Source organism: Lederbergia ruris (genome assembly GCF_018332955.1).
GTDB classification, from domain to species: Bacteria; Bacillota; Bacilli; order Bacillales; family Bacillaceae_C; genus Lederbergia; species Lederbergia ruris.
Window position 1 is genome coordinate 24,454 of sequence record NZ_BORB01000024.1, and the last position, 12,599, is coordinate 37,052.

Annotated in this window: 12 protein-coding genes; all 12 read left to right on the forward strand. The window is 39.1% G+C overall.

Annotated elements, in window-relative coordinates; all coding sequences use genetic code 11:
• The first annotated feature begins 4 nt into the window (after positions 1–4).
• The 12 genes from ligA to KI363_RS13715 all read left to right on the forward strand — a co-directional run bounded on the left by ligA (position 5) and on the right by KI363_RS13715 (position 12,454).
• Entirely contained in the window at positions 5–2,014 is a 2,010-nt protein-coding gene (ligA, locus tag KI363_RS13660; RefSeq protein WP_212966688.1) for an NAD-dependent DNA ligase LigA, read from the forward strand.
• Positions 2,015–2,057: 43 nt separating this feature from the next.
• Complete coding sequence (locus tag KI363_RS13665; protein ID WP_212966660.1) at positions 2,058–3,218, forward strand: CamS family sex pheromone protein; 1,161 nt, start codon at positions 2,058–2,060, stop codon at positions 3,216–3,218.
• 216 nt (positions 3,219–3,434) lie between these two features.
• Positions 3,435–3,725: an Asp-tRNA(Asn)/Glu-tRNA(Gln) amidotransferase subunit GatC gene (gene gatC / locus KI363_RS13670; protein WP_158322577.1), complete on the forward strand. Its 291-nt coding sequence runs from the start codon at positions 3,435–3,437 to the stop codon at positions 3,723–3,725.
• A 16-nt stretch (positions 3,726–3,741) separates the two neighbouring features.
• Positions 3,742–5,187, forward strand: a complete 1,446-nt coding sequence (gene gatA, locus KI363_RS13675; RefSeq protein WP_212966661.1) for an Asp-tRNA(Asn)/Glu-tRNA(Gln) amidotransferase subunit GatA — start codon at positions 3,742–3,744, stop codon at positions 5,185–5,187.
• Positions 5,188–5,199: 12 nt separating this feature from the next.
• On the forward strand, positions 5,200–6,627 hold the full coding sequence (gatB, locus tag KI363_RS13680; RefSeq protein ID WP_158322579.1) for an Asp-tRNA(Asn)/Glu-tRNA(Gln) amidotransferase subunit GatB: 1,428 nt from the start codon (positions 5,200–5,202) through the stop codon (positions 6,625–6,627).
• A gap of 283 nt (positions 6,628–6,910) precedes the next feature.
• On the forward strand, positions 6,911–7,462 hold the full coding sequence (locus KI363_RS13685) for a thioredoxin family protein (RefSeq protein WP_158322580.1): 552 nt from the start codon (positions 6,911–6,913) through the stop codon (positions 7,460–7,462).
• 27 nt (positions 7,463–7,489) lie between these two features.
• Positions 7,490–8,299 (forward strand): arylamine N-acetyltransferase, encoded by an 810-nt coding sequence (locus KI363_RS13690; RefSeq protein ID WP_158322581.1) that lies wholly within the window; start codon positions 7,490–7,492, stop codon positions 8,297–8,299.
• Positions 8,300–8,401: 102 nt separating this feature from the next.
• A complete protein-coding gene (locus KI363_RS13695) occupies positions 8,402–9,199 on the forward strand; it encodes an endonuclease/exonuclease/phosphatase family protein (protein WP_212966662.1) in 798 nt (265 codons plus the stop codon).
• Between the two features lie 298 nt (positions 9,200–9,497).
• Positions 9,498–10,040, forward strand: a complete 543-nt coding sequence (locus tag KI363_RS13700) for an RNA polymerase sigma factor (RefSeq protein WP_158322583.1) — start codon at positions 9,498–9,500, stop codon at positions 10,038–10,040.
• Positions 10,037–10,516 (forward strand): anti-sigma factor, encoded by a 480-nt coding sequence (locus tag KI363_RS13705; protein ID WP_158322584.1) that lies wholly within the window; start codon positions 10,037–10,039, stop codon positions 10,514–10,516. Before KI363_RS13700 ends, KI363_RS13705 begins: the two co-directional genes overlap by 4 nt.
• Complete coding sequence (locus tag KI363_RS13710) at positions 10,509–11,600, forward strand: hypothetical protein (protein WP_212966663.1); 1,092 nt, start codon at positions 10,509–10,511, stop codon at positions 11,598–11,600. The genes KI363_RS13705 and KI363_RS13710 overlap by 8 nt, the downstream gene beginning before the upstream one ends.
• Positions 11,597–12,454 (forward strand): hypothetical protein, encoded by an 858-nt coding sequence (locus KI363_RS13715; RefSeq protein ID WP_212966664.1) that lies wholly within the window; start codon positions 11,597–11,599, stop codon positions 12,452–12,454. Before KI363_RS13710 ends, KI363_RS13715 begins: the two co-directional genes overlap by 4 nt.
• Positions 12,455–12,599: the final 145 nt, after the last annotated feature.

A 12,599-nucleotide genomic window follows, 5' to 3' on the forward strand; every position in this document is an offset into this window, starting at 1 on the left:
GAGGATGAATCAAGAAAGTATTGCAAAACAGGTGAAGGAGCTTCATCAGTTACTGAATAAATATGGATACGAGTATTATGTTCTAGATAATCCTTCTGTTCCTGATGCAGAATATGATAAGCTTCTTCAACAACTGCAGGAGTTGGAAGAAAAATACCCTGAGATGATTACCCCAGATTCACCTACACAGCGAGTTGGAGGAGCCGTCTTATCCCAATTCGAAAAGGTGCGTCATCAAACCCCGATGTTAAGCTTAGCTAATGCCTTTTCAGAAGCGGATCTTCGCGATTTTGATCGAAGAGTTCGTCAAGGTATTGGGGATGATTTCTCTTATGTATGTGAATTGAAAATAGATGGATTGGCTGTTTCATTGCGCTACGAAAATGGGCTTCTTGTTCAAGGATCGACAAGGGGAGATGGAACAGTTGGAGAGGACATAACAGCTAATTTGAAAACCATTCGCTCCATCCCCTTAAGATTAAAGGAACCATATTCTCTAGAAGTGCGTGGGGAGGCATATATGCCGAAGAGGTCTTTCCTAAAGCTGAACGAGATCAGGGAAGAGGAAGGACAAATGGTCTTTGCCAATCCTCGTAATGCGGCAGCAGGTTCCCTAAGGCAACTTGATCCGCGGATTGCTGCTTCCCGTAATCTAGATATTTTTCTTTATGGAATTGGCGATTTTGGCACAACAGGTGTGACTTCCCATAACGCCGGTTTAAACTTGCTTGAAACGCTTGGTTTAAAAGTGAACAAGGAAAGAAAACAATGCCATTCCATTGAAGAAGTGCTTGAATATATTGAGAAATGGACAAATGATCGTTCTCAATTGGATTATGATATAGATGGCATCGTGATAAAGGTGGATTCTCTTGATCAACAAGAACAATTGGGGCAAACAGCTAAAACGCCGCGTTGGGCGATTGCCTTTAAGTTTCCTGCTGAAGAGGTTGTGACAAAATTAACGGATATTGAGCTCAGTGTCGGCAGAACAGGTGTCATCACACCAACCGCCATTTTAGAACCTGTTCAAGTAGCGGGAACGACAGTACAAAGAGCTTCACTCCATAATGAAGACTTAATTAAAGAAAAAGATATTCGAATTGGTGACTGGGTTGTCATCAGAAAAGCGGGCGATATTATTCCAGAGGTCGTACATGCCTTGGAAGAGAGAAGAACTGGAAAAGAACTTCCATTTCAAATGCCTGAACATTGTCCGGAATGTAATAGCGAACTAGTTAGGTTAGAGGAAGAAGTGGCCCTGCGCTGTTTGAACCCGAAATGCCCAGCGCAAAGAAGAGAAGGATTGATTCATTTTGTGTCTCGAAATGCGATGAATATTGATGGTTTAGGTGAAAAAGTCATTAGTCAGCTTTTTGCCCTTGATTTAGTGAAGGATCCTGCTGATCTTTATTCCTTAACAAAGGATCAATTCCTTTCAATGGAAAGAATGGGGGAGAAATCAAGCTCCAATTTAATTCAGTCGATTGAAAACTCCAAATCAAACTCATTAGAAAAATTATTATTTGGATTAGGCATTCGCCATGTAGGAGCAAAGGCAGCAACTACTCTGGCGGAACATTTTGAGACGATGGATCGCTTGGCTTCTGCGACAGAGGAAGAACTCCTACAAATCGATGAGGTCGGAGAAAAGATGGCTGATTCGATTGTCAGCTTCTTTGAAAATCAGGAAGTGGAACAGTTACTAACAAAATTGAAACAAGCTCATGTTAATATGACATATCTTGGTCAAAAAAGAAGTGAAACGGCTGACAAGGATTCTTATTTTTATGATAAAATAATTGTGTTAACGGGTAAGATGGAACAGTTAACCAGAAATGAAGCCAAAGAAAAAATTGAATTCTTGGGTGGAAAAGTGACAGGAAGTGTCAGCAAAAAAACCGATTTGGTGATTGCTGGTGAAGAAGCGGGTTCTAAATTAACGAAAGCGAAAGAACTAGGCATTGAAACCTGGGATGAGCAGAGGTTTTTGGAAGAATTACAAATACAATGAGATCAACAGATTACCTTAACAAAAAAACAAGGTGGAAAATCTTATGAAGAAGTGGCTTATTAGCAGTTTGATTATCTTTTTGTTGAGTGGCTGTGCTCCCCAAATAACAAAAGAGAATGAGATCGTTCAAGAAAAGGATGAAAAGAAAGAGAAATCGATTATTCCTAATTATCAAATATCAGATTCAATCTATCGTACGAAAATACCTTTTAAACCGAGCAAAACAAGAGGGATGGTTGTTGATCGATTGAATTCTACTTATGATATTAATGAATTTGAAACAGGCTTAATGCGTGTGGCCAAAGAAAATTTTTCGACCGACACTTATCTGTTCCAAGAGGGGCAAAATTTAGATCAGGAAACGGTTCGCAGTTGGTTGAATCGAAAATATACGAAGGCACAATTAAAAGAATTAAAATTAGACGAGGAGGATAATGTCGGGCTTAACCCTGTCAATGATGAAAAAGGTTCTGTAGAAGAACAAAATGAAAAAAGTCCTATTTATCTAGCCCATATCCTCGAACATGATTATTTAGTGAAGGATGGTAAAACCGTAAAACTAGGTGGTATGGTCATAGGCCTTGCCCTGAACTCTGTTCATTATTATCAAAAAGAACAATATGGTGCGACATTTGAACAGCCGATTGAACATGCTAAACTTGAAGCGGAAGGCAAAAAAATAGCAGACGAGGTTCTTAAACGTCTCCGCTCCATGGAAGGGCTAAGCAATATCCCGATTACAATCGCTTTATTTGAGCAAAACAGCAAAAATGCCGTTGTTCCGGGAAGCTTTTTCGCTTATGCCCACGCAGCAAAAGGTAGTTCATCCTTAGGGGATTGGAAAAAAATTGATGAAAAGCACTATCTATTTCCATCTTCAGACGCTGAAGAAGATCATCGCGAAGATGTGGCTTACTTCATGAGATTTAAAGATGATATAGAAAAATATTTTCCCAATTATAATGGGCTGATTGGTCGTGCTTTTTATAAAAATGATCAATTAGTTAATTTAGAAATTGATATTCCTATTCAACTTTATGGAGAAGCGGAAGTCATTGGTTTCACTCAATGGGCGGCCTCACTAGTAATAGATCATTTCGAGAATTTTAATGTGAATGTCAATATTTCCTCGATCAACGGGGCTGAGGCCTTAATCTCTAAAAAATCAGGTGATAAGGAGCCGTTTGTTCATATTTATAAATAGATTATACAACCTGCGAAACGACCAGGACATTTGAGAAAAGATTTTGCTTAGAAGCTTAAGTAGCTTGCTTGTTAGGAAGATTATTTGATATCATCAATAGTATTGCAGGTGCCCGGTTTTATGGCGCATTCACAACTTATATTAGTGGGGAAAGCGCCAGAAAATCCCCTACTGATGAAAGTTCCACTTTATTTTAATATGCGGAGGTGTTGAAGGATGTCGGAAATCTCGAAAGAACAGGTGCTTCATGTGGCTCACTTAGCTAGACTGGAAATGAGTGAAAAAGAAGCCGAAAATTTTTCAGATCAACTTGATGATATCATTGCTATGGCAAATACATTAAATGAACTGAACACAGACAATATTGAGCCAACTTCTCATGTTTTTGCTCAGAAGAATGTGATGCGTGATGATAAGAAAGTCGAAGGTTTACCACTAGAAGAAGTAATGAAAAACGTACCAGAACAAGAAGATGGACAAATCAAGGTGCCATCTATTATCGATTAAGGAAGGGGGCAACAATATGTCATTATTCGATCATTCTATTAAAGAATTACATGAACAACTACATAAAAAAGAAATAACAGCTTCAGATCTTGTCGATCAATCGATTAAGAGAATCCATGAGGTTGATGATCAGGTTAAGGCATTTTTAACAGTGGATGAGGAAAATGCTCAAAAGAAGGCGAAAGCGCTTGATGGACAAGTTGGAGATTCAATCCTTGCTGGAATACCTGCTGGAATTAAAGACAATATTGTCACAAAGAATCTAAGAACTACCTGTGCTAGTAAAATGCTTGAAAACTTTGATCCGATCTATGACGCTACCGTGATGGAGAAATTGAATGGGGCACAGGTGATTACGATTGGGAAAGTGAACATGGATGAATTCGCGATGGGATCAACAACCGAAACATCCGCATTTCAAGTAACGAAAAACCCATGGAATCTTGATTTTGTTCCAGGAGGTTCCTCTGGTGGTTCTGCCGCCGCAGTAGCAGCTGGACAAGTACCTTTTTCACTTGGTTCAGATACAGGAGGATCCATTCGTCAGCCAGCCTCTTTCTGTGGAGTCGTGGGGATGAAACCTACATATGGCCGTGTTTCTCGTTATGGTTTGGTTGCATTTGCCTCTTCACTGGATCAAATCGGCCCGATTACGAAAAATGTTGAGGATAATGCGTACGTGTTGCAAGCTATTGCCGGTTTGGACGAACATGACTCAACAACCGTGGACAAAACCGTGCCAAAATATACAGAAGGGCTTACAGGGGACATTAAAGGCTTGAAAATTGCTGTTCCAAAAGAATACTTAGGGGAAGGAATTGGTCAAGCATCACGTGAAGCTGTTCTTTCCGCGTTAAAAGTATTGGAAGGTCTTGGTGCCACTTGGGAAGAAGTATCTCTTCCTCATTCTAAATACGCCGTTTCATCTTATTTTTTACTTTCTTCTTCGGAAGCCTCTGCTAACCTTGCTCGGTTTGATGGAGTACGTTATGGCTATCGGACACCGAATCCAGAAAATCTAATGGAACTTTATAAAAAAAGTCGTTCCGAAGGTTTTGGTGATGAAGTGAAACGTCGGATTATGCTGGGAACCTATGCACTTAGCTCCGGTTTTTATGATGCCTATTATAAAAAGGCCCAGCAAGCAAGAACATTAATTAAACAAGACTTTGACAATATCTTCGAGAAATATGATGTTGTGATTGGTCCGACAACACCAACTCCAGCTTATAAAATTGGGGAAATGTTGGATGATTTGGTGACCATGTATGCGCGAGATCTATTAACCATTCCAGTCAACCTAGCAGGGCTACCTGGCATTTCAGTGCCATGTGGTTTTACAGAAGGGCTCCCACTTGGTTTGCAAATTATTGGAAAACATTTCGATGAACAAACGGTTTATCGTGTAGCTCATGCATTTGAACAATCAACAGATTTTCACAAACAAAAACCACAATTGTAAGGGGGGAAAATCATGAATTTTGAAACAGTAATCGGACTTGAAGTCCACGTAGAATTAAAAACAGAATCAAAAATCTTTTCACCTAGTCCTAACCAATTTGGGTCTAAACCGAATACCAACACTTCTGTTATTGATTTAGGCTATCCAGGAGTATTGCCGGTACTGAATAAACGTGCGGTTGAATATGGAATGAAAGCAGCAATGGCTTTAAATTGTGAAATTGCCACAGATACCAAATTTGACCGGAAAAATTACTTCTATCCAGATAATCCGAAGGCGTATCAGATTTCGCAATTTGATAAACCAATTGGGGAGCATGGTTGGATCGAGATTGAAGTCGATGGCTACAAAAAGAAAATCGGTATTACACGCGTACATCTTGAGGAAGACGCTGGGAAATTAACGCATGCTAAAGATGGTTCGCTTGTTGACTTGAACCGTGCAGGCACACCACTGATTGAGATTGTCTCTGAGCCAGATATCCGTACTCCTGCGGAAGCATATGCTTATTTGGAAAAGCTAAGATCAATTGTTCAATTTACTGGTGTATCTGATTGCCGAATGGAGGAAGGCTCTCTACGTTGTGATGCCAATATCTCCTTACGACCAATCGGCCAAGAAGAATTCGGAACTAAAACAGAATTGAAAAACTTAAACTCGTTTAACTTTGTACGTAAAGGACTTGAATTTGAAGAAAAGCGTCAAGAGAAAGTGCTTCTTTCTGGTGGAGAAATCTTACAAGAAACACGCCGTTTCGACGAATCCACAGGTGAAACGATCTTAATGCGTGTAAAAGAAGGCGCAGATGATTACCGCTATTTCCCTGAACCTGACCTTGTACAATTGTATATTGATGAGGAATGGAAGGAACGTGTTCGAGCAGAGATCCCTGAATTACCAGATGCACGCAAAAAGCGTTATGTAGAGGAATTAGGTTTACCTGCTTATGATGCAATGGTTTTAACTTTGACAAAAGAAATGTCCGATTTCTTTGAAGAAGTCTTAAAAGCTGGAGCAGATGCAAAATTAGCCTCGAACTGGCTAATGGGTGAAGTTTCTGCTTATCTCAATGCTGAGCAAAAAGAACTGCATGATACAGCTCTTACTCCAGAAGGTTTGGCGGGTATGATTAAGTTAATTCAGGATGGAACGATTTCTTCGAAGATCGCGAAAAAGGTATTCCGTGAACTAATTGAAAATGGCGGAGATCCTGAAAAGATCGTCAAAGAAAAAGGATTAGTGCAAATTTCGGACGAAAATGCACTTCTACCGATCATCACTGGAATTTTGGATGCCAATGAGCAATCAATTGAAGACTTTAAAAATGGAAAGGGCCGGGCACTTGGCTTCCTAGTTGGTCAAGTCATGAAAGAAACAAAAGGCCAAGCTAACCCGCCGATGGTGAATAAATTACTAAAGCAAGAAATTGAGAAAAGATAAGCGAATAAAGGTGTAAGCTGATTCGAACCAGCTTGCATCTTTATTTTTTGTAAAAATTGATTTTACTATCATTTACGTTCAAACGGCCCAATTACGACCAAAGTTAGCCCGATTTTGCGACTCGATCGCCCGTTTCTGGTCTAAACTCGCCCGTTTCCGCTCTACTATCGTAAAACTTTAAAATACTCTCATAAAATTAACTACAAGATTTTATTCGAATGTATTGGCTTGTTTTTCCGAACCAGATATAATGTAAGCAAGTTAAAACGGAAGGGGAAGAATGATGAATCTTTCACAATGGTTTCAAAAAGGAATACCATCTAAAGAATATATTCAATCAATGAAAAATCATCAAGAAAATTCAAAGTATATTTTGGAACAATTTGCGGTTCCTGCTCAGGATGAAGAATTTTTTTCCGAACTGAAGAAAAAAGATTTACGCGTAATTGTAATCACCGAAGATTGGTGTGGTGACGCCATGGTGAATGTTCCGATCCTATTACGTCTCGCCGAAAAGGCGAACATGGAAGTGAGAATGATCCTTCGTGACCAAAATTTGGAGCTGATGGATCAATATTTAACGAATGGGACATCTCGATCCATTCCGATTTTCATCTTCATAGATCAATCCGGTAATGAATATGCAGTATGGGGACCTCGAGCAGATTCTGTCCAATATTTTGTAGAGGAACAGCGTTCAAAACTTCCTCCGAAAGATGCACCACAATTTGAAGAGCGACAAAAGGAAATGTATGAGAAGATGATGAAAAAATATATCGAAGATCGTTCGGTGTGGAATGATATTTATGAAAGCATTAAGTTGAAATTACAATAACCATTTGAATGAAAGGGGTGTTGAATAGTGAATCAAGCAGTGGATCAATATGTACGTTTTTTACGATTGGAACGAGAATTACCGACAATCAACTATTTACAACGCCTCATTCAACACCATTTAACATTAGTTCCCTATGAAACTTTCAGCAAGTTTCATTATTTTACTCTTGCACCAGATTTTATTCCGCCTCTCTCATTATTTGTTCATAACTTAGTGGAAAAGGGATGGGGAGGAACTTGTTTTACATTAAATATGAATTTTGCTAGGCTTTTGACGGAGTTAGGATTCATCTGTTCATTCGTGAGAGTGGAACCAGGTCATTTGGCCATTATGGTTGAAATCCAAGGGAAAAAATTATATGTCGATGTTGGCTATGGTTCCCCTATAATGAAGCCAGTCGATTTAGAAGCAAGACCACAGCATAAGATGCACGGCTTTGGCGAGGAAATTACCATCACACAAAAGCAGGCTAATCTATATGAGATTGAGCGAAAATCGAATGGAAAAATATTTGTAACGAAGCAAATCATTTGGAATCCTCTCACAGAAGAGGAGATCACAGATGATATTCGCCAATCCTATCTAGATGAGGATGAAAACATTACGATGAGAAGAATCACGGCTGTTCGTTTTAATGGGCATCAATGTTTTTATTTACGCAATAAGATAATGAAAGTGATGACATTCCGCAACATTCAAGAGATTAAACTAAACTCATTGGAAAAATGGTTAAAGCAAGTTCAAGAAGTTTATCAAATAGAGGAAGAATCTTTGCGAGAGTCGATTGATTTTCTAAACGAAAGAAATGTCACAGTATTTGAAAATGAAAGGTAACTTACACAGAATATGCTGACTTCTACGTTGCCCGCAGGGCGTGGGCAACACGGAAGTTCCTCTCCCACCAATGAGCATTAAATATTTTAGGAGATGATAAGTTTGAAGAAAAATGAAAGTCTGCGAGTCATGACTTATAATCTACGAAATAATAGTGATGTGCCACCGAATTCGTGGGAGGAAAGAAGAGGACTGATCCAAGCCTTAATTCAGCGAGAAAAACCTGATATAATCGGCACACAAGAAGGGCTTTATCCACAAGTTAAAGATATGGAGGCGTTGCTTCCCGAATATGGATGGGTTGGTCTTGGAAGAGATGGTGGAAGTCATGGAGAATTTATGACCATTTATTATCGAAAAGATCGATTCGACATCATGGAATTTAATCATTTTTGGCTCTCTGATACACCTGATCAAATTGGATCAACGGCCTGGGAGAGTGCTTGTACAAGGATGGCTACATGGGTACGATTATTTGATAGCGAGACTAAGCAAACTTTTTATCATGTAAACACGCATTTAGATCACCAATCTGAAAAAGCTAGAGTGAATGGAGCTAAGCTGATTATTCGCAAGACAGAAGCATTTCAAGCAAATTTGCCGATTATCCTAACGGGTGATTTTAATACAGTGGCTGAGACAGAGACTCATCAAACCTTTCTCCGAGAAGGTCAATATATCGATACTTGGCACGATGCAAACGAACGGATCAATGAAAATTTAGGAACATTTAATAATTTTAAGGATCCTTCTGGTGGGGAGGGGAGAATTGATTGGATTTTGCATAAAGGAAAAATAACCACATCTAGCGTTCATATTGTGGATGACCAAGTGGATGGACGCTTTCCAAGTGACCATTTTCCCCTGATCGCGAATTTGCAATTTCATAATCATCAATAAGGACAGCCCTGCAGCTCAACATCCAATTAGAAGTTGAACTGCAGGGCTGTTTGCCTTCTAGTATTCTCATCACAAATTCTTTTATTCCCCTCATCTAAAAAACTTCCAAAAAGTGTAGTGCTAAAATTTTTTATGGCGTCTATCAAGAAGAGAATGTGAAAATGGGAGGCGTGCTTTACAATGGTGAAGAGAGGTTTATATCCCTAGTAAAACAAAAAAATAATAGCGTAAAGTGTAGGGGTCAGCATTCAACAAACGTTTAGATACATAGAGGCCAAAGGGGAAGGGGGAAGAGGAGTTGGATGATGTACTCATCGAAAAAATAAAGAATGGAAATGATCATGCTTTTCGATTACTTGTAGAGAAATATCGGAATTTGATCTTCCATACTGTCTATGGCGTACTTCGCAACGAGAAAGATGCAGAAGATGCGACCCAAGAAGTGTTTTTAAAGATCTATACTTCTCTCCCCAAATATGAGAATCAAGGTTTTAAAACATGGATGACTAGAATTGCGGTAAACCATGCGATCGATATAAAACGTAAGAAAGTAAGAAGAAAAGAAGATCAGCAAGTTGAATATGAAGAAAGTTACCATACTCCCTCAACTGAAAATGTTGAATTTCTTGTGATCCAAAAAGAACGAAGACATTTATTAAGGGAACGTTTAAAAGAATTACCTGCAAATTATCGCGAGGTCGTGGAAGATTTTTATATTCAAGAAAAGTCCTATCAGGAAATCGCTGAAAAAACGAATGTCAAGACGAAAACGATCGAAGTCAGGTTGTATCGCGCAAGACAATGGATGAAGAAGCACTGGAAGGAGGATGATTTTTCATGAATCACTATAGCGTTGAAAATTGGCTGCAATATGTACGTGATGAACTCAAAGAAGAAACTCGTATTCAATATGAAAACCACCTTTATCATTGTGATCACTGTTTAGAATTATATTTGCAGGCAGTGGAATCCAATGATGCCCAGGAGCTGGATTTATCTAAACAAGAGAATTTTACAGATCTAATTATGGAACAAATCCATGAAATGGAAAAGCCAATACAGCCTGAGGAGAAAAAGTCCCGCATTCTCCATTCACGAAAACAAACATTTATTCACTATGCGATTGCCGTGGCGATGACGATGATCTTCATGTCGACAGGTGTCTTTACTCAATTGATGAAAATGACAGATACCGTTGAAAATAATGAATCCCGTCACAGAGAATCCTTTGTGCAAAGCTTTCTTGATAAACAAGGTTCGATTATAAATAAATTTGAAATGGATGTTCACTTTAAGGAGGGAAAACAAAATGAATAAAAATCCGTTTATAGCTTTTTTGCTCGCCTTTTTCCCGGGTGGCGGTCTAATGTATATGGGGAAAGTGTTACGTGGGCTTTTTTATACGGCGACTGTGATTGGCATCCCCCTTTTTTCCGTGATGATTGCGGTTATGTTTAGTTATGATGTTTTTGTCATCTTTTCACTTGGAGGAGTTCTCCTTTATCTAGTGAATTTCATCGATACAGTTGTCACTGCTTCCAAACTTTATCCGCAAGGCAATCAGGTGGATGAAGAAGTAGTTGCAGGGAAGAAAACACATGATTCAGAGCGCTTCTTCACGATTATCCTTTCGTTTGTTCCTGGATTAGGGCATTTCCAGCTCGGCTTGGTGTATCGGGGGACGACATTACTAGTTGCTTTCTTTGGAGCGGCGATGATGATCTTTTTTGTCACTTTGATGACAGAAAGAAGCGAGTTTCTCATTTTTCTGGCCTCGCTTCCGATCATTTGGTTCTTCGGCTTTTTTGATGCATTGAAGCAATTAGAGAAAAAACAAAAAGGAGAAGAGCTGCAAGACAAATCGATTTTAGAAGACTTGGAAAATCGCAATTCGGATGGAAAGAAAAGTAAAGCGATCGCGACATTACTAGCGATTCTTCCCGGGGCTGGGCATCTCTATCTAGGCTTACAAAAACGCGGAATCCAATTGATGGCAGCTTTTCTATTCTCTATCTATATTTTAGATGTACTAAGACTTGGGATCTTTCTGTTTATTGTCCCCATCATCTGGTTCTTTAGCTTTTTTGATGGTTTACAAAAGGCTTCAAGATCAGATCAAGAATTAGAGAATGAAGATGTACCGCTTATTTCCTTCTTCTTGAATCATCAGAAATGGGTGGGGATTGGGTTAATTGTCTTAGGTTTTTATTATATTGGGATGAATGTTGCCCTTCCAATCGTGGAGCCTTTTCTCCATAGATGGTTTTCGTTTGATCTTTATTATGTGTTGCATGAATATATCCAAACCGGTTTTATTTGTCTCTTGTTGATCGGTGGAGGAATCAAATTATTAACAGGTAACAAAACAAAATCTAAGCAAGAAAAGGGTGAAGCAAAATGAGGACATGGCGTGTTGGCTCCTTTTCAATGGGAGGAGCCCTCGTTTTTCTGGGCGTGTTTTTACTACTACAACAATTTTTAGGGTGGGACCCTGCTCTCGTTTTAATGTCATGGTGGCCTGCATTATTCATTGTTCTAGGCATTGAGATTTTATTATATCTTTTCTTTGTCAAAACAGAAAACAGTCGGGTAAAATACGATTTTATTAGCATTATTTTCATCGCCTTGATCGGGACAACGGGGATTGGGATGGCGGTCCTACATTCTACTGGATTATTCGACTTTGCGCAAAAAGTTGTCTCAGCGGAAGTGCGTGAGTTGGATTTACCAAAATATGAAGAGAGTGATGTAAAGGGAATAAAACGGGTGCAAGTGGATACGGGCCCATTTGCTATTGCCGTTGAAACAACGGATCAAAAGGAAATTTCCCTTTTTGGGACTTACCAGGGGGACGTGCTCGCTAATGAAACGAGAATCAAAGAGGTTTCGGATTATGCTATGGTCGAGAAAAAAGGCGACACGATCTATATTAAAATGAAAGCAGTCCCCTATAATCATTTTTACCGGCCGATGGATGGAATGAAAGCCACTCTCTTGCTCCCACAAAACATAGCTTTAGAATTAAAGGGCAATTGGCAACCTATTACAGTTACTCCTAGAAATCTTCTTAGTGATTGGAATATTGACGGTGCAGAATCTGTTCACGTAAATGTAGAAAAAACAACAGCTAATCTAGCGTTAGGGATAGAGAACGTTGATTACTTAGATGAGCAGGATTGGGATAAAATAAAAAGACAGACGAGGATTCGATTGAATCTGCATTGCAGAAATATGGAAAAGGAGAACATCGCCTAACTATACAGGGTGCGTATAATGTTCTTTTAAATGAAAAATAACAAGAATAAAAATTATATTAAGGCACTTTAACTTACGTAGTCTAATTCCACCGTCTTAAGAAGCTATAAACTTTTAGCCCTACCCTTATATGTCCGTACTTGAT